Below are 18,587 nucleotides of genomic sequence, written 5' to 3' on the forward strand. Positions count from 1 at the left end.
GCTTGAGGGAGAGATTTCTTTCATTCTAGATAAGCTTATTATATCAAAGGATAATGAGCACATATTTAAGATACACAATAAGATAGAAGATTCTTTCCTTAATATAGATGAACTTTATAATATCGTAATTATCAGAAATTCTATCGATATCAAGGACGATTTCTATGATGGTGAGCTTAAGATATTCTATGAAAATATGCCACGTTTTGATGAGCTAAAGCATAGGCTCGGGACTATTAGGCTAGAAAGTAAGTTTAGGTCTAACTTCGAAGAAAAATATGGCAAGACCATTACTATGAGAGATAAGCTCCAGGAAGACATTTTCGATCCTTCTATAATGAAAGATAGGGTAGCTGAGTCAAAGCTTGTCAATGAATATTATAAATTAACCGGCGGGGCTGAGATTGAATTTAGGGGAGAAATTAAAAATATATCTGGCCTTCTTGCCATAAGCCAGGATAGGGATAGGGACACACGAAAGGAAGCCTTTGAGGATCTTAATGGCTGGTTTGCCACTAATATGGAAAGTCTTGATAGGATTTATGATGATTTGGTTAAGATTAGGACTAAAATTGCAAATAAGCTAGGTTTTGATACCTACACTCCTGTAGCCTATAAGCTTATGGGAAGGCTCGATTGGGATAGCGAAGATGCAAGAAAATACAGAGATCAAATTGTAGAGTACATAGTTCCTTTAAGTCAGAAAATCTACGCCGACCAGGCTCAAAGGATAGGCATAGAGGATATGAAATACTACGATCTTCCTTTAAGCTTTCTTTCAGGAAATCCAAAGCCTATTGGGGATGAGGCCGTCCTAGTAGAAAAGGCCCTGGAGATGTATAAGGAACTTTCTGATAAGACGGGCGAGTTTTTTGAGGCTATGATTGATAAGGGCATGATGGATCTAACTACCAAAGATGGAAAGGCTCCAGGTGGCTATATGACAAGTCTTCCAGTCACACAGATGCCTTTTATCTTCTCAAACTTTAATGGCACAAGTGGGGATGTGGATGTCCTAACTCACGAGGCGGGCCACGCCTTCCAGGGCTATCTTACAAGAGATATGTATCCTAGTGAGAATAACGACCTAACAATGGAGATAGCAGAGACCCACTCTATGAGCATGGAGTTTTTCACTCATCCTTGGATGGAGAAGTTCTTTGGGGATGATAGTGAAAAATACTACTACGACCATATAGCTTCAGCCTTAAAGTTTATCCCTTATGGGGCAAGCATTGATGAATTTCAAGAATATGTCTACGAAAATCCATCTGCGAGCCCAGAAGAGAGAAGGGCAAAATATAGAGAAATCGAGAAAAAATATCTCCCTCGCCTAGATTATGATGGCAATGAGTATTTGGAAAATGGAGGCAGATGGCAAAGGCAGCTCCATCTTTATACAGATCCCTTCTACTATATCGACTACACCATAGCCCAGATAAACGCCTTCCAATATTTCCTTATGGACATGAAAGATCACGAAAAGGCCTGGGATTCCTATATTAAATTATGTAAGATAAGTGCTAAGCTTCCTACCAAGGAGGCCCTAAGAGAAGTAGGCCTAGAAAGCCCCTTCGATGATGGAACAATAGAGAAAATCCTCCCAAAACTTATCGATTACCTAGAAAGTTTGGATGAGGAAAAGATTAAATAAGAAGATAAGTTAATCGATGAAATCCAATGAGATATCTCGACTCCGCTTCGCTCCGCTCGATATAAGGGTGTGCAGGGGCCTTCAAGTCATGGGTAGGGCTGATGAAATCTTTTTTCCACATATCCCTTATTTCGACCTTGTGGAGAAATCTCATGATTAACTATATCGTAAAATAATTGCCTATACTTTGAAAATAATCTAAACAAAAACTACGCCGTCTCGAACGAATGTGAGAGATCTACAGTCTATAATGACATGGAGATTATGAAGATTAAGTTATTTAGGAAAATACATAGATAAGAAAAACTTAAACCAAACATGTACCAAGGTTCTGTAGACCTCTCACGTAAAGTTCGAGGTGGCGAGTAAGGAATTTTTCCAGAGATGTCTCGACTACGCTCGACATAAGGGGAAAGAAAACAAAGTTTTCTCTCTCTTTCCCTTGCTTCGACCGAAGTGGAGAAGTCTCACGCCTTATATTAAAAGTGCAAGTAATTAAAAACTTTGAATTATAGTAATTTACACAATTAGCGCCATCTCGAATGGAGTTGTCACAGTGAGTTTAACGAACTGATGAAACTGTGCCGGGCGGTCGGGCTTCGATTTTGAAAAAATCGAATTAGTGGGACTTATTTGAAAAATAAGTTCCAAGAACCCGAAGGGTTCAAAATCGAGGCTTGGCGAGGTGAAGGTCTTTGACCTGAGCCCGCAAGCTACCGTCGAAAGTAAGCCCGTCTGGCTATGAGAGGACAATGTGAGAGATCTACAGTCTATGATGACATGTAGATTATAAAGATTAAGTTATTAATGAAAATACATAGATGACAGAAGCTTAATCCAAGCATGTCCCAAGGTTCTGTAGAGCTCTCGTGGCATCCCTGTGGAAGCTCTGTCGAGCTGGCGAATTTGAGATTTCTCGACTACGCTTCGCTTTGCTTAAGATAAGGAGATATTTACATAAGGCTTGGGCTTTATTTTCCTAGCAATCCTTATCCTCAAATACCACAACTACAGCCCCGTCTTTTACCTCTATTTCAAAATCTTCATTTTTTGTTTCGTTTGATACTCCTAGGGCATCGTCGATTTTCATCTTGTAGTCTTCTAGTTCGTAGTAGAGGCCCTCTATGGTAAGTCTGGTCTTATCACTTAGAGAGAATATCGATACGTAGAAGTCATGGTTATCATAAGTATATGTGAATTTATCGTCTACTACAAATATTTCCTTAGATCTCGATTTTAGTTTTATATCAACCCCTTGTTTTTTGTAGTGGAAGATGGTGCGGATGTTTGATATGGTGTGGCTTTCTCTTCCTCCCAGCCCTCCGTAGATTATGATTTTCTTATAGCCTTTTTCCCTGGCAAATTCTATCGCAGCAACGGTATCCGTAAAGTCTTTCACTGGATTTAGGGCGATTACGTGATCGTCTTCTGGTCTTTTGGATGAGTCAAAGTCTCCTATGATGTAGTCGACCTTGATATTTTCTGATTTAGCAAGTTTATAGCCCCTATCAGCTGCAAGGACTAGGTCATCTTTTTTTATTTCGTCGAAGAAGCCATCGAAGCTTCCTCCTCCAATTATATAACAAGTTTTCATATTTCACCTCTCCTCTTAGTTTATTATAAATTGTGCAATTGAGCAATTTTTTATTAATCGCCATATTCCTTCTAATTGTGGTAAAATATACTTATGCGATAGTAATGGAGGTATATATGGAAAAGCTAGATAAAAAATCTAGAGATTTATTAAAGGTTATTTGTTATGGAATTATATTATTTTTTGCCTTCTGGTATTTTCCAGTTATCAGAGATGGCCTCGGTAGAGTAGTTGGAGTCTTCCAACCCTTTATCATAGGGGGGATGATTGCTTATCTAGTGAGTATTCCTATGAACTATTTTGAGAGAAAACTTAGGGCAAACTTTCCAGATAAGAAGTATAGGAAAAGGATAAGTGCCTTATCTTTATTTGTATCATGGCTACTTATAGTATGTTTCTTGATTTTGTTTTTAAATATTCTTATTCCAAGGATTGTTACGGTTATCTTATCCTTCTTCAATAGATGGCCTGAGTTTGTTAGAGAAACTTACGAGACTTTAAACAGTCACTCTATCACAAGGCCTTATGCAGACAAGTTCTATGAATATGTGAACTCTTTCGGCTGGTATGAGGTGAGAAATGCTGTAATGAATTTTATCACAGACAAGAAGACTAATCTCTTTAGTTTGACTACAGGAGTCCTTAATTCAGTAAGTTCTTCCTTGATTGCGGTCTTTACGATCATTGTCTTTTCTATCTTTGTCCTAATATATAAGGATATGCTTAAGACAAATGGAACGAGGATTATTTACGCTTTGATGAGTGAAAAGAGGGCAGATTATCTAAACAAGGTCCTATCCCTATCCTATAACACCTTCAAGGATTATATTTTCTCAAGACTTATAGCAGTGGTTACTCTTTCTGCTCTAACCTTTGTAGGAATGTTTATTATGGGCATCCCCAACGCTGGGGTCATCTCGCTTTTTGTTGGAGTGTCAGATTTGATTCCAATTTTTGGTCCTATAGTAGGAGCTGGTCTATCTGCAGTTATTATATTTTTGGAAAGTCCAATCAAGGCTTTAATTTTCCTAATCTATGACGTGATAGTCCAACAAATCCAGGAAAATATTATCTATCCAGCCATAGCAGGGGAGAAGATAGGACTTCCTGCGGTTTGGGTCCTTGTAGCTATTACAATTGGTGGATCGCTCTTTGGTGTTTGGGGTATGCTTGTCGGTATTCCTGTAGCATCTATTATATATACACTCTTTCACGAGTTTATTGATAATAGGCTTAAGGATAAAAATGTTACAGACAAAATGATCGAAGAAAAGAAGAATGAGAAATACACCATGGAGGATATAGATAGTCATGAAGCTAAGTAGATCAGCCTACGGCGAATTTGTCCCTGTCATAGACGGGGATAGGACCTATTACGGAGGTTTCCAGAATTTGCTTGAGAGAAAAAACGTAACGAAATTCTACAGAGACAGGTCCTGTGTTGTAACGGCTATGACTAATGTTTATTTTTATCTATTTCATAGGAAAAGAGAGATTCCCATGGACCTATACAACGAATACCACTACTATTTCTTTAGGAGCCTAAGACCTTGGGCCAATGGAGTTCCTACTGCAAAGAGCCTAGATAGGAGGCTTGATAGGGTGAGGGAGGATTTTGGGATTAAGCTAGAATCCAAGACCCTTACAGAGACTATGGTTAACAAAAGACCCCTAAAAAAGAAAATCGCCTTTATCGAAGAAGCCCTAGAGAAAGATAGTCCACCCATAATTATTAACTGGCTATCAAATGATATTAAGGTCATGAAGCATCACGGAGTATGCATCACTGAGCTTAACAGAGTCGGTGATAAGCATGAGATAGTCGTTTCTAGTTGGGGGAGGGTCTACAGATTTATCCTAGAAGATTTTGAAAGACAATTTAGAACTTATACTGGTTTAATTTATTTTAAGGAGAGATAATGCAAAAACAAGAAAGATTAGCAAGGGGAAATGGGGTTATCCTTCCTATTTTCTCCATACCATCAAATTATGGAATAGGAACTTTCGGTAAGAAGGCCTATGAGGTGGTCGATTTTTTATCAGATGCTGCCATCAAATACTGGCAAATCCTACCCTTAGGACAGACCTCTTATGGGGACAGCCCCTACCAATCATTCTCATCCTTCGCTGGCAATCCTTACTTTATTGACTTGGATATGCTGATTGAAGATGGTCTTTTGGAAAGAGAAGAGCTTGATAATCTAAACTTTGGGGACAATGAAAGATATGTCGACTACGGCATCCAATACAATCTTCGCTACAGAATCTTAGAAAAGGCCTTCGATAAGGCAAAAGAGCTTAAGAATGAAGAGCTTAAGGAATTTAGAAACAAGGAAAAGGACTGGGTAGAAGACTACGCCCTCTTTATGGCTATCAAGAGAGAAAAGTTCGATGTAAGCTGGCTAGAGTGGGACGATGATCTAAAAAATAGGGACAAGAAGGCCCTAAAGGAATTTAAGAAGAAAAACTCAGAGCTCATAGACTTCTATGTCTTCATCCAATATGAGTTCTTCAAACAATGGGAAAAGCTTAAGGAATATGCCAACAGAAAGGAAATCCAAATTATAGGAGACCTTCCAATCTACGTGGCGCTTGACTCATGCGATGCCTGGGTCAACTCAGATATCCTAAAGCTTGATCCAAAGACTAAAGAACCAATCATAGTAGGTGGAGCTCCACCAGATGCCTACTCCGAGGACGGCCAACTTTGGGGAAATCCTGTCTATGACTGGGATAAGCTTAAAGAAAGTAATTATGACTTCTGGATTAAAAGAATTGGTGCATGCTTAAAGCTTTATGATATCCTAAGACTCGACCATTTCAGAGGCTTTGAGGCCTACTATGCAATACCAGCTACTGACGATAATGCAAGATATGGTAAGTGGGAAGAAGCAAAACCTTATGAGCTTTTCGATAAGATTATAAAGGCTTATCCAGACGCTCACTTTATAGCAGAAGATTTAGGTTACATTACCAAGGAAGTTGATGATCTTAAAAACCACTACAATTTCCCAGGTATGAATGTCATCCAATTCGCCTTTGGTGAAAAGTTTGACAGCAATTACCTACCACACAACTACGAGAGAAATTCTGTAGTATATTCCTCAACCCACGACTCCGACACCCTAAAGGGATTTTTGGATGAGGCAGATGAGGAGCTTACAGGACTAATCGATAAGTATTTTGGCCTAGACGAAGATGATAATAAGCTAGAAAAGATTATAAGAGCCCTTATGGCTTCTGTTTCTGACATAGCAATGTTTGAGATCCAAGACTTCTTTGGATTCGGCAATGAAAGCAAGATCAACTCTCCATCAACTATTGGCAACAACTGGAAGTGGAGAAGTATAGACAGTGATTATGATGAAAATTTAGCGAAAAGAATAAAAGAAATGTCAAAAGTATATGGGAGATATGATTATGGACAAACTGAAAAAGAATAAATTCATTGAAAATTACGTAGAAAACTTACAGAGAATTACCCTAAAATCCTTCGATGAGACAAGCGATAAGGATAGATACAATGCTCTATGCGATTCAATCATAGAATTAATCAACGAAGAGTGGAGAGAGTGTAAGAGAAGTACAAGAAACGAGAGAAAGGCCTACTACCTATCTGCAGAATTTCTAATAGGAAGATCTTTGGGAAATAACCTAATTAACTTAGGTATCTATGACGAGGTCAAAGAGCTTCTAGATGAGATTGGAATCGACTTTGAAGCCATAGAAAACTACGAGGACGACGCAGCACTTGGTAATGGAGGTCTCGGAAGACTTGCAGCCTGCTTTATGGATTCTGCCGCAACTCAAGGGATCGATCTTGTAGGCTATGGTGTAAGATATAGGGAAGGAATCTTTAAACAAAAAATCGAAGAAGGCTTCCAAGTAGAAAGAGGAGACAGCTGGCTTAAGGATGGAGATGGCTGGTCAATCAGAGTAGACTCTGATGCCAAAATCGTAAGGTTTAGAGATCAACAAGTAAAGGCTGTTCCATTCGACATGCCTGTAGTAGGTTTCGAAAACGGCAGGGTAAACACCCTAAGACTATGGCAATCTGAGCCATTCGAAGAGTTCGACTTCGCTAAGTTTAACAACTACGAATACGACGATGCAGTAGCAGAAAAAAACCGTGCGGAAGATATCACAAGAGTACTCTATCCAAATGATATGCAAAGAGCCGGCAAGGTCCTAAGACTTAAACAACAATACTTCTTCTGTTCAGCCTCTATCCAAGATATGGTAGAAAAATACAAAAGAGACTTCCCAGAAGACCTACAGTTTAAGAACTTCGCCAAATATCATGTTATCCAACTTAACGACACCCATCCAATTATGGCTATTCCTGAACTAATCAGAGTCTTGGTAGATGAAAATGGAATATTCTTTGAAGACGCCCTAAAGATTTGTAACAAGGTCTTTGCCTTTACCAACCACACAGTCCTTCAAGAAGCCCTAGAAAGATGGGATAAGGACATAGTTCTTGAAGTAAACCCAAGATGTCTAGAAATAATCGAAAAAATCAACGAAAAACTAGTTGGTGAATTTAAGGCCAAAGGCTACTCAGAAGAGCAAATCGACCCATACAGAATTGAAAGATTCGAACAAATCCACATGGCAAATCTTGCAATCTATGTAGGATTTTCCGTAAATGGAGTGGCAGCTCTTCACACTGAAATCCTAAAGGCTGATACCTTCAAGCACTGGTATAATTTAAGACCTGAAATGTTTAACAACAAGACCAATGGAATAACCCCAAGAAGATGGCTAGTATATGCTAACAGAGAGCTTTCAAGCTTCATTACAGATAAGCTTGGTACAGACGAGTGGAAGTACAAGCTAGACCTACTTAAGGAACTCGAAAAATACAAGGATGATGAAAAAGTCTTAGAAGAGCTATGGGATATCAAACAAACAAAGAAAAACCAACTTGCCAAATATATTTTGGACACAGAGGGAGTTAAAATTGACCCAGAATCAATCTTAGATATCCAAATTAAGAGAATCCACGAATACAAGAGGCAACACCTTAACGTCCTTCACATTATCTATCTCTACCACAAGCTTAAGAAAAATCCTGACATGGAATTTACTCCAACAACCTTTATCTTCGGAGGAAAAGCGGCCCCAGGATACTTCAGAGCCAAGGGAATGATCAAACTTGCTAATGAAGTTGCAAGAGTAGTAAACGCAGATCCTGACGTAAATGACAAGATCAAGGTAGTATTTGTAGAAAACTACAGGGTAAGCTACGCAGAAAAACTCTTCCCAGCAGCAGATATCTCAGAGCAAATTTCAACAGCAGGTAAGGAAGCAAGTGGTACAGGAAACATGAAATTCATGCTAAACGGAGCCCTAACACTAGGAACACTTGATGGAGCAAATATAGAAATCTTCGACCACGCTGGAGAAGAAAACAACTTCAGATTCGGTGCTACAGTAGAAGAGCTAAACGAAATAATGGATAGCTACAATCCGGTAGAATACTACTCCAAAGACCCAGACATCAAGGATGTAGTCGATAGCCTCGTAAGTGGAGAATTTAAAGACAATGAATCTTACATGTTCCTAGATATCTACAACGAACTAATCAAGCCACAAAATGGCCAAAGAGGAGATAGCTACTTCCTCCTAAAAGACTTCAAGTCTTACGCCAAGGCTCACGAGAGAGTAAATGAAGCCTACAAGGATAAGATAGACTGGTCAAGAAAGTGCTTGATAAATATCGCAAATGCTGGATTCTTCTCCTCAGATAGAACAATCCTAGACTATGCAGCTGATATTTGGAAAATAGATCAAGAGTAGAAATATGGACGCACAAGCAATATTAGGATTAATGATCCCATTTATAGGCACAAGCTTGGGAGCAGCTTGTGTCTATATAATGCGTGATGAATTAAATATAAGAGTACAAAAAGGCCTATCCGGTTTTGCGGCGGGAGTAATGGTTGCAGCAAGTATCTGGTCCCTCCTAATGCCTGCCATGGATATGGTAGAAGATAAAATGGGAAGAATGGCATGGATGCCAGCTGCTATAGGATTTATAGTAGGAATAATATTCTTGCTCTTTCTTGACTCAGTTATCCCTCACCAACATATCGACTCAGACACACCAGAAGGACCTAAAAGCGAAAATCTAAGAAAAACAACCATGATGGTTCTAGCCGTAGTAATCCACAACATACCAGAAGGAATGGCAGTAGGGGTAAGCTTTGCTGGAGCAATCTACGGCCACGGCACAGTAACCATGGCGGCAGCTTTGGTACTAGCCTTAGGGATCGCAATCCAAAACTTCCCAGAAGGTGCAATCATATCCATGCCTCTAAGAGCGGTTGGAGTAAACAAACATAAGTCCTTCATCTACGGTATTCTTTCAGGAGCAGTGGAACCAGTGGCAGCAGTACTAACAATCCTCCTATCAGGAATAATGGTTCCAATCCTTCCATATCTCTTAAGCTTTGCAGCAGGAGCAATGTTCTACGTAGTAGTCGAAGAGCTAATCCCGGAAGCCACAGGAGAAGGAGAAGACCACACAAACATAGGAACCATAGGCTTTGCAGCAGGCTTTATAGTGATGATGGTCCTAGATGTGATGCTTGGATAGGTAAATTTAATAAATAAAATATGATTGATCAAAAAATCCTTAAACTCTGACCTAAAGAGCTTGGGGATTTTTTCCTATTAAGAATATCCCCGTCCCTTGTAAGAGAAAAGGGTAGCTTAAGCCAGTCCCTTTCTTATGTTAGTGAGTAGTCGAGGAATTTCAATTCCGCCTCCTCGACAGAGCTTCCACGGGGAAGCGACGAGAGGTCTACAGAACTATGGGACGTGTTTGGCTTGAGTTTTCTTATTTATGTATTTTCGTGAATAGATCAATCTTCATAATCTAGGTGTCATCAAAGGCTTAAGATCTCTCACATTGTCCTCTCATAGCTGGACGGGCTTGCCTTCGACGCTAGCTTGCGGATTCGGTAACAAGCCTATCCGGCTATTGGAGGACCTCATACTCGCAAAGCCTTGATTAAGGAGTTTCATCAGTTAGTTAAACTCACTGTGACAACTCCAGTAGACATGGCGTAGTTTTTGTTTAGCTTATTCTCAAAGTATAAGCAATTATTTTACGATATAGTTAATCATGAGACTTCTCCACTCACTACGTTCGGTCGAAGCAAGGGAAAAAGAGAGAAAACTTCGTTTTCTTACCTCCCTTATGTCGAGCGTAGTCGAGACATCTCTTGGGTAAATTCATTACTCTCCAGCTCGAACTTTACATGAGAGGTCTACAGAACTTCGGGACATCTTTGGTTTGAGTTTTTGTTACATATGTAATTTCGTAAATAGCTTAAACATAATAATCCACATGTCATCACAGCCTGTAGATCTCTCATATTCGTTCGCGATGGTGAAGTTGTTGCCGAGTTTTATCTCAAAGTAAATAATTATCTGCATCTTAAGAATAATGCGTGAGACCTCTCCGCTTCGGTCGAGGTAAGGGAAGGAGAGAAAACTTCGTTTTCTTACCTCCCTCATGTCTAATAATCCTGAACACAATGAACGTTATTGGATGCGATAAAGTTTCGATAGGCACTTCCCTTATGTCGAGCGTAGTCGAGACATCTCATAAGATAATTATTTCAGTACATCAGTTTCGCCACCTCGACAGAGCTTCCACAGGGAAGCGACGAGAGGTCTACAGAACTTCGGGACATGTTTGGTTTGAGCTTTTGTAATCTATTTATTCTCGTAAATAAGTTAATCCTTCTGATCTACATGTCATCACAGACTGTAGATCTCTCACATTCGTTCGAGATGGAGTAGTTGATGTTTAGCATATTCTCAAATATAGTCAATTATTCTTTGATATAGTTAATGTATGAGGCTTCTCCACTCACTTCGTTCGGTCGAAGTAAGGGAACTGTGAAAACAGATTTCTCAAGTCCTATCCGAGTCGTTCAATTTATCATACTCCTTATCTTTAATGGTACTGGCCATAATGAACATTATTGGATGCGATAAAGTTAATATACGCATTCCCCTTTTCTCTAATAGTTCTGGCCATAATGAACACTAATATTCACGATATAGACTTGGTGTATATTTCCCTTATCTCGAGCGTAGCGTAGTCGAGAGATCTAACCTTTATTTTTTTCATAACTTCTCAAGGCCGTTTTGGGTATAAATAAACTATACTTACATAAAAATTTTTATGAATAGAAAGGAAAAGTTATGGCTGATGCTTTATTGCTTACATTAGATGAGAATTATATACCACAGATGAAAGTCCTTATGACTTCTATTTACATAAACAATCCAGGAAGAGTCTTCGATGTCTATCTTCTGCACTCTAGGATAGGAGAAGAGAAGCTTAAGAGTTTAGGGGAGGACCTAAAGAAATTCTCCTACAAGTTTTATCCCATAAGGGCGACTGATGATCTTTTCTCTACTGCAAGAGTTACTGACCGCTATCCAAAGGAGATGTATTATAGGCTCCTTGCGGGTAAGTTTCTGCCGGAAGATTTGGATAAGATCCTATATCTTGACCCCGATATGTTAGTTATCAATCCCTTGGACGATCTTCTTAGGACTGATATCTCAGATAACATTTATGCTGCGGCAAGTCATACAGGAAAGACCGATATGGCCAACAATGTCAACAGGATTCGCCTAGGAACTGACACTGATTATTATAATTCTGGCCTTCTCTTGATTAATCTCAAAAGAGCGAGAGAGGAGATTGACCCTGATGAGATTTTCTCCTTTGTTGAGGATAATTACATGAATCTTCTCCTCCCAGACCAAGACATCCTTAATGCTATGTACGGGGATAGGATTTATCCTTTAGATGATTTGATATATAATTATGATGCAAGAAACTATTCTTCTTATCTCCTTCGCAGCAAAAAGCAAGCTGACCTAGCTTGGCTAATGGATCATACCGTAGTTCTTCACTTCTGCGGCAGGGATAAGCCTTGGAAGAAAAACCACAGGAACAAATTCACCAGCCTTTACAAGCACTATATGAGTCTTACGAAAAGGTATCTGGCTTAGCTTAGATAAGCTAGGATGAAATTTTGGATAAAAAATCGTCCCTAGTCATTAGGATTTCTAATGAGGGGACGATTCTTTATTTGAAAGTTTTTATTCTCTTTCAAACTGAGCTTGGTAAAGATCTGCGTAGAAGCCACCTTTTTCTAGTAGGTCTCCGTGCTTGCCTTTTTCTACTATATCGCCGTCTTTCATAACGAGGATTAGGTCGGCGTTTTTGATTGTTGAAAGTCTGTGGGCTATGACAAAGGATGTTCTTCCCTTGGCGAGCTTGTCCATGGCGTCTTGGACTATAATCTCTGTCCTAGTATCGACAGAACTTGTAGCCTCATCAAGTATTAGGATAGGGGCCTTGCTTATCATGGCACGGGCTATGGTTAGTAGCTGAAGCTGACCTTGAGATAGGGTTTGTTTGTCGTTAAGGATTGTATCATAGCCATCTTCTAGGGTTCTTATGAAGTGGTCGAGATTTACTTTCTTACATACTTCTATGACTTCGCTATCATCGATATCTTCCTGTCCGAAGGTAATATTTTCCTTGATACTTCCTTCAAAGACCCAGGAGTCCTGGAGGACCATACAGAACTGGTCCCTGAGATTAACTCTAGTGATATCTCTCGTATCGATTCCGTCTAGGAGGATTCTTCCGCTGTTTATCTCGTAGAATCTCATCAAGAGGTTGACTATGGTAGTCTTACCAGCTCCAGTAGGGCCAACTATGGCAATTTTCTCTCCTGGATTTACCTTGACACTGAAGTCTTTGATTATAGTTTGATCAATTCTATAGCCGAACTTAACATTTTGAAACTCGACTTGGCCCTTGGCCTTATCTAGGTAGATTTTGCCCTCTTCTTTTTCTTCTTCCTTTTCATTTAGGAATTCGAATACTCTTTCTCCTGCTGCGGCAGCCCTTTGGAGGGTATTGAAGCCTTGGGCGATTTGGGAGAGAGGTTGGGTGAAAAGTCTTACATAAATCATAAAGGCAACTATGACGCCGAAGGAAATCTTACCTTCTATGGCAAGGGCGCCTCCTACTATACAAACACAAACATAGGAGAAGTTTCCTGAAAATTGCATGATTGGCATCATAAGGCCTGATAGGAATTGACTCTTCCAGGCACTTGTATAAAGCTTTTCGTTGGTTACTTCAAACTCTTCTATAACCCTAGAGCCCGCATTGTAGGCCTTTACTACGTCGTGTCCTGTGTAGACTTCTTCGATTTGTCCGTTTATTGCTCCTAGGTTTTTTTGTTGGTCCTTAAAGTAGGTCTGGGACTTTTTCATAATTATTGCCATCAAGATGAAGCCTAGGACAGAGCTTAGGATTGTGGTAAGGGTAAGGGCAGGAGAATTTATTATCATCATTACGAGAGATCCTACAAGCATGATTATGCTCGTAAGAAGGTTTCCTACAGCTTGATTTAAGCTTTGGCTTATGGTATCGACGTCATTTGTAACACGTGATAGGATATCGCCAATACTTGTCGTATCGAAGTAGGAAAAGGGAAGTTTGTTTATCTTCTGTGAGATTTTCTCCCTAAAGCTCTTCGATATATTTTGTGTCACATCTGCCATAATAAAGGATTGGACTGTGTTTAGGATGAGAGAGGTCAAGTAGAAGATTAGAAGAGTTAGGGATATACTCTTTACAGCTTCCATATCAATTGCCTTAACTATGGGCTTGCCTTCTACCATTTGAGGAAGCCCCGCACTTATCTCGTTTGTGATAAGCTTAAGCTTGTCAGGACCTATGATTTGTAGGATGGTCGCTACAATTGATGCTATAAGAGAGATTACTATCAAAGGCACATAAGGTTTGAGATAGACCATCAGCTCTTTCATTGTTTTTTTGAAATTTTTATTTTTTTGTAAATCTTTCTTAGCCATCTAATTCCTCCTTGCTAAGTTGCGAACTAGCTATTTCCTTGTAGACCTCACAAGTTTGAAGAAGGTACTTGTGCTTACCGAGTCCTACTATCTTTCCATTATCAAGAACTATTATCTGATCAGAGTCCATAATTGAACCGACCCTTTGGGCAACTACTAGGATTGTAGCTTCTGGATAAGCTTCTTTTAATCTATGTCTTAAGTCACGATCAGTCTTAAAGTCTAGGGCAGAGAAGGAGTCATCGAAAAGATATATGTCAGGGTTTTTGTAGATGGCTCTTGCTATAGCAAGTCTTTGCTTTTGTCCTCCTGAGACGTTTTTACCAAGTTGGGCTATCTCGTGGTCGAATTTATCATCGTATTTTTCTATAAATTCGCTCGCTTGAGCAATATCTGCTGCCTTCTTGATTTTGTCCAAATCAGAAGACTCATCTGCGAAGGAAATATTTGATTTGATATCTCCCTTAAAGAGGAAGGATTTCTGTAAGACTGGACCTAGCTTATTATAGAGGTCAGAAAGCTTATAGTCTCTGATATCGAGGCCATCTATCTTGATAGATCCCTCGCTTGTATCGTAAAATCTCATCAAGAGATTTAGGATTGTACTTTTACCTGATCCAGTAGATCCGATTATGGCTATCTTTTCGCCCTTTTTTACCTTAAAGTTTATATCCTTTAGGATATATTGCTCTGAGTCCTGGTATTTGAAGGAAACATTATCAAATTCTATGATATAAGGACAATCTTTGCTAGCTTCTTTTCTAGATCCATCTACAATTGAAAGCTTGGTATCTAGGACTTCATTGATACGGCTTGCAGAAACTTCCGCCCTTGGTAGCATAATAAAAATCATACTCATCATCATAAAGGACATGATAACCTGCATAGCGTAGGAAGAAAATACGACCATATCGGAAAATAGGCTGTATTTGTCCATAAGACCAGCTCCGCTGATAAGTCCTGCCCCTATAAAATAAATCACAAGAGTTAAGATAGACATGGCAAGGTTAATTGTAGGAAAGAGTGTCGCCATTAGCTTACTTGTAAAAAGTTGGGTCTGGGTCAACTCTTTATTGGCCTCGGTAAATTTATCTTCCCTGTAGCTTTCGGAATTGTAGGCCCTTACTACAGAAAGCCCTGTCAAGTTCTCCCTTAGGACCCTGTTGATATTATCAGTTAAAGTCTGCATTATCTTAAACTTAGGCATAACCAAAATCATAACGATAGCCACAAAAACCATAAGGATAATAACAGTGATAGCTGTGGCAACAGTCCACTCAAAGCCCTTGTTATAGATTTTTGTAATGGCCCAAATAGCCATGATTGGAGCCTTGATTAGGATCTGTAGGCCAATTACAATCACCATTTGGATTTGGGTGATGTCGTTGGTCGATCTTGTTATAAGACTTGCTGTCGAAAACTCATTGATGTCCTTTTGAGAGAAAGATTCCACCTTGGCAAAAAGTCTCGATCTAAGGTCTCTTGAGAAGGACGAAGAGATTACACTAGATAGGTAGCCCACTAGGACTGTTGATAAGAGAGAGGCCAAGGCAGCAAGGATCATCCATTTACCTTCTCCTATAATCTCGCTTACACTGTGGCCAGGGGTTTGGACATACATGGTAATCTTTGCCATATAATCAGGAATCTTTAGGTCCAAATACACAGAAGCCACTATCAAAAGTAGGCTTACTAGTATTTGAAGGCCTTGTTTTTTGTTTAAATACTTAAAAATCTTTATCATAAGCTGAATCTCCAAATTCTTTTTCACACATTTTTCTTATTTCAGGCATCGACTTTTCAATTTTTTCTATTATTCTTACAAAATCGGCCCCATCTTCTTCTCCTAAAAGCTCTAGCATTGTGGAAAGAGCGAAATTTATCTTATCTTTTCTAAGATTCTCACATCTTTTTCCTCGATCGGTAAGATTTACAATAGTTTTTCTCTTATCTTTACTGTCGGGTTTTCTTATGACGAGCTTTTTCTCTTCAAGTCCCTTGATAATCTTAGCAACTCTCGCACTAGAGATCCCCATGTTTTCCTCTATATCCTTAGGGTAGGTAGACCCTTTATTCTTGCTAATTAAAGCAAGGGCCATATTCTCGCCCCTAACCGAATTATTTAACTTCTTGCTAGACCCACCGTGGCCTATTTTATACAAACTTGTAATCAATCTTTCAACTAAATTATCATCCATAAAAACTCCTTTAGCTAACACTGTTAGTAATTTTACTAAGATATATATTTCTTGTCAATATTTTGAAGAGATATTTTTTAAAATCTAGATATTATTTGGCAGATTAGTAGTGAAATATTAGCTTGTTTAGGCTGAAAGATGAACTGAATAAAAGAAATCTGTAATATCTGTTATATAGAGAATTGGAGTTTTTTAAAAATAGTAAAGAAATTTAAGATATAAATTGAATAACACGTAATGATACGTATAATATAAGTGTAAGGAGGAAATCATATGCCGAAGACGTCAAAGCAGATGATTAAGCTCTTAAAGAAAAATGGATTTACTTATATACCATCTGGGGATGGTTCACATAAGAAGTTCAAAAACTTTAAGAATGGCAGGATTACAATAGTTCCCGATCATGGAGGCAAGGACCTACCTAAAGGAACTGAGCATGTAATCTTGAAACAAGCGGGGCTTAAATAGCCCCTCCTTACCATAAAATACTTACTAGGAGTGATTGTATGTTTGTAAATTACCCAGCTTTATTTTTAAAAGAAAAAGATAGCGAAGCTTATACAGTAATTTTTCCAGATTTAGAAGGATGTATATCATGTGGTGATAGTATTGATGATGCCTTCAAAATGGCTCAAGATGCTCTAGGGACATACTTGTTTGAATACTACACTAAATCTAAAGATATTCCTAAAGCCTCTAATATAAATGACATTGGGGTAAAGCTAGATCAGGACGATGAAGAATACTTTTCATATGAGGGTAGCTTCAAAAATTATGTATCCCTAGATTTAACTGATTATGTAAAAAAATCTAGCAGAAAAACGGTCAAAAAAACATTATCAATTCCAAGTTATCTTAATGAAGCTGGAATTGAGAATAACATCAATTTTTCAATGTTATTACAGGATGCTTTGAGAAAAGAATTAAATATAATCTAAATAATCAAGAAGATTTAGGAGACTGCAGTGTTACAGTCGCTTTTTGTGTTCTCTAATTATGTACATTAGGGGAATAAATTAGCAATTTAAAAAGCCATACCAAAGATGGCCTATAGGTCGAATAAATCTGAGTGACTACCTGTATCAACTAGGGTAAGAGTTAGGATATCGTCTTCTATTAGATATATCAATAACCGGTCAGGTTTTATATGACATTCATTAAATCATTGATACTTACCCTTAAGCTCATGGTTTTTGTATTTAGCCTCTAGTGTATGGCCCTTAGATAATTTCTCGATAACCTTATCTAAAAGAGAGATATCTAAGCCACGTTTTACGGCACGCTTATAGGACTTCTTGAATGTATTAGTAAATTTTATCCTATACATTAGTCAGAGAGAAGTGCTTTCTTTAAATCATCAATTGATGAATAGGAAAGCGTTTCTTCGCTAGAAGATATTATCTTAGCCACTGCCATAGCCTTAAGAGTTTTTTCGCTATATTGAGGTAATTCTACACTAAAGGGTAGACCTTCTCTTAGTATACATTGCCGCAAGCAAGCTAATAGCCCAGGTCAGATTACAAAGGCAAAGGCAGCTATATAAAGACTTTAATAGAGCTGGAAAGCTTCGCCCTATTAGTGTAAATGCTAACGTTTACGGGTATAGTAAGAGTAAAGCAAGTAAGGAAGTTTGGGCTATATTTTGCCATTAAAAAAATGACCTCCTTAAGTTAGTTTTTAGATCTAACTTTTGGGGGTCAGTTCAGTCACCGCCGAGGTCATTTTTTTCTTTATTTATATTCTCTTTTGTTCAATGAACAACAATCTAATCTTTCATTTCCAAAAGATTTTTTATTTTCTTTTGCTAGATTTTTCAAGAATTTTTCCCATCTATTTTTTATTGATTCAAAGATTTTCATATTTTACCTCCTCGGGTAATTATTTGTAAATTTTCTACAATAATATTTATACCGGGAAAAATTATTTTTTTCAATTTTTTATCTCCCTTTTTCCTATCCCATAATTAAAGACAGGATATCTTTTACAAAAGTAGAAAGATAAACTTCCATTTCATTATCTTTTAAAAATTCATCGATTGTTCTTTTTGCTACAAAAAACGCATCTTTTTCTGGAAATCCATAAATACCTGCAGAAATTAAAGGAAAGGCTATAGATTTTATTCCCTTTTCCTTTGAAAGCTTTAGAGAATTTCTATAAGCAGTAATGCCTGCCGATTTGATAAATGATATGATTCCTTTTTTAGGAATTTTGG

Annotated in this window: 15 protein-coding genes and 1 pseudogene; 9 read left to right on the forward strand and 7 right to left on the reverse strand. The window is 38.4% G+C overall.

What is annotated here, in order from left to right; translation table 11 throughout:
• On the forward strand, window positions 1-1,654 hold a 1,654-nt coding region (locus RCH56_RS05510; RefSeq protein ID WP_306483990.1), incomplete at its 5' end, for a M3 family oligoendopeptidase.
• 979 nt (window positions 1,655-2,633) lie between these two features.
• Here RCH56_RS05510 and RCH56_RS05515 read toward each other — a convergent pair.
• On the reverse strand, window positions 2,634-3,248 hold the full coding sequence (locus RCH56_RS05515; RefSeq protein ID WP_306483991.1) for a thiamine diphosphokinase: 615 nt from the start codon (window positions 3,246-3,248) through the stop codon (window positions 2,634-2,636).
• 116 nt (window positions 3,249-3,364) lie between these two features.
• Between RCH56_RS05515 and RCH56_RS05520 the strand changes: the two genes are divergently transcribed.
• The 6 genes from RCH56_RS05520 (at window position 3,365) to RCH56_RS05545 (ending at window position 12,293) form a co-directional block, all read left to right on the forward strand.
• Window positions 3,365-4,573, forward strand: a complete 1,209-nt coding sequence (locus RCH56_RS05520) for an AI-2E family transporter (RefSeq protein WP_306483993.1) — start codon at window positions 3,365-3,367, stop codon at window positions 4,571-4,573.
• Entirely contained in the window at window positions 4,560-5,168 is a 609-nt protein-coding gene (locus RCH56_RS05525) for a hypothetical protein (protein ID WP_306483994.1), read from the forward strand. Before RCH56_RS05520 ends, RCH56_RS05525 begins: the two co-directional genes overlap by 14 nt.
• The gene (gene malQ, locus RCH56_RS05530; RefSeq protein ID WP_306483995.1) at window positions 5,168-6,691 is read left to right on the forward strand and encodes a 4-alpha-glucanotransferase; all 1,524 of its coding nucleotides are present in this window, start codon (window positions 5,168-5,170) and stop codon (window positions 6,689-6,691) included. The genes RCH56_RS05525 and malQ overlap by 1 nt, the downstream gene beginning before the upstream one ends.
• Window positions 6,669-9,050 carry a glycogen/starch/alpha-glucan phosphorylase gene (locus RCH56_RS05535; protein ID WP_306483996.1) on the forward strand — a complete coding sequence of 794 codons (2,382 nt, stop codon included), beginning with the start codon at window positions 6,669-6,671 and terminating at the stop codon, window positions 9,048-9,050. Before malQ ends, RCH56_RS05535 begins: the two co-directional genes overlap by 23 nt.
• Window positions 9,051-9,054: 4 nt before the next feature.
• Window positions 9,055-9,849: a ZIP family metal transporter gene (locus RCH56_RS05540; protein ID WP_306483997.1), complete on the forward strand. Its 795-nt coding sequence runs from the start codon at window positions 9,055-9,057 to the stop codon at window positions 9,847-9,849.
• Window positions 9,850-11,471: 1,622 nt separating this feature from the next.
• Window positions 11,472-12,293 (forward strand): glycosyltransferase family 8 protein, encoded by an 822-nt coding sequence (locus RCH56_RS05545; protein ID WP_306483998.1) that lies wholly within the window; start codon window positions 11,472-11,474, stop codon window positions 12,291-12,293.
• 90 nt (window positions 12,294-12,383) lie between these two features.
• On the opposite strand, the gene RCH56_RS05550 is transcribed toward RCH56_RS05545, so the two are convergent.
• Genes RCH56_RS05550 through RCH56_RS05560 form a run of 3 tightly spaced genes read right to left on the reverse strand, consistent with a single transcriptional unit; the run spans window position 12,384 to window position 16,375 of the window.
• Entirely contained in the window at window positions 12,384-14,177 is a 1,794-nt protein-coding gene (locus RCH56_RS05550) for an ABC transporter ATP-binding protein (RefSeq protein ID WP_306483999.1), read from the reverse strand.
• Entirely contained in the window at window positions 14,170-15,921 is a 1,752-nt protein-coding gene (locus RCH56_RS05555; RefSeq protein WP_306484000.1) for an ABC transporter ATP-binding protein, read from the reverse strand. The genes RCH56_RS05550 and RCH56_RS05555 overlap by 8 nt, the downstream gene beginning before the upstream one ends.
• On the reverse strand, window positions 15,905-16,375 hold the full coding sequence (locus tag RCH56_RS05560) for a MarR family winged helix-turn-helix transcriptional regulator (RefSeq protein ID WP_306484001.1): 471 nt from the start codon (window positions 16,373-16,375) through the stop codon (window positions 15,905-15,907). The genes RCH56_RS05555 and RCH56_RS05560 overlap by 17 nt, the downstream gene beginning before the upstream one ends.
• Window positions 16,376-16,648: 273 nt before the next feature.
• On the opposite strand from RCH56_RS05560, the gene RCH56_RS05565 reads away from it, so the two are divergent.
• Complete coding sequence (locus RCH56_RS05565) at window positions 16,649-16,843, forward strand: type II toxin-antitoxin system HicA family toxin (RefSeq protein ID WP_306484002.1); 195 nt, start codon at window positions 16,649-16,651, stop codon at window positions 16,841-16,843.
• A 38-nt stretch (window positions 16,844-16,881) separates the two neighbouring features.
• Window positions 16,882-17,313: a type II toxin-antitoxin system HicB family antitoxin gene (locus RCH56_RS05570; protein WP_306484003.1), complete on the forward strand. Its 432-nt coding sequence runs from the start codon at window positions 16,882-16,884 to the stop codon at window positions 17,311-17,313.
• A gap of 110 nt (window positions 17,314-17,423) precedes the next feature.
• Here RCH56_RS05570 and RCH56_RS05575 read toward each other — a convergent pair.
• From RCH56_RS05575 to RCH56_RS05585, 3 genes and pseudogenes are all read right to left on the reverse strand, one after another.
• A pseudogene (locus RCH56_RS05575) lies at window positions 17,424-17,702 on the reverse strand (type II toxin-antitoxin system YafQ family toxin).
• 403 nt (window positions 17,703-18,105) lie between these two features.
• Window positions 18,106-18,234, reverse strand: coding sequence for an LDCC motif putative metal-binding protein (locus RCH56_RS05580; RefSeq protein ID WP_306484004.1), 129 nt, complete (start codon window positions 18,232-18,234; stop codon window positions 18,106-18,108).
• Window positions 18,235-18,327: 93 nt separating this feature from the next.
• A partial coding sequence (locus RCH56_RS05585) for a macro domain-containing protein (protein ID WP_306484005.1) occupies window positions 18,328-18,587 on the reverse strand: 260 nt, incomplete at its 5' end.

The organism is Anaerococcus sp. (genome assembly GCF_030825785.1).
In the GTDB taxonomy this organism is placed as follows: domain Bacteria; phylum Bacillota; class Clostridia; order Tissierellales; family Peptoniphilaceae; genus Anaerococcus.